This is a genomic window from Salinimicrobium oceani (genome assembly GCF_012037645.1).
This window is the reverse complement of sequence record NZ_JAAVJR010001637.1, coordinates 1-285: the sequence shown is the minus strand read 5'-3', so window position 1 is coordinate 285 and position 285 is coordinate 1. Positions and strand designations below refer to the sequence as shown.

The following is a 285-nucleotide window of genomic DNA, read 5'->3' as shown; positions in this document are numbered from 1 at the left end:
CGCAGGTACCGGCGAGCAATATACCGGCGGAGATGTTATTGGGACAGGAGTCTATAAAACCACCAATGGAGGTGAAACCTGGGCAAAAGTGCTGGATGTGGAAGCATTTAGAACTCCGGGCTCCGGCCAAAATGCAAGAGTAATAGGCGGTGTATATTATATCAATGATATAGAAGCCTGGGATAACGGCAGCAGTACAGAGATTTTTATTGGAGTCTCTACACACCTTTATGCCAATGCCCGTAATCCAACTAACTATTTAGGTTTTTTTGACAAGGGTCTCTA

Annotated in this window: 1 protein-coding gene; it reads left to right on the top strand. The window is 44.9% G+C overall.

All coding sequences use genetic code 11. The annotated features are described in order from the left end of the window. On the top strand, nt 1-285 hold a 285-nt coding region (locus HC175_RS23410), incomplete at both ends, for a hypothetical protein (RefSeq protein ID WP_168140127.1).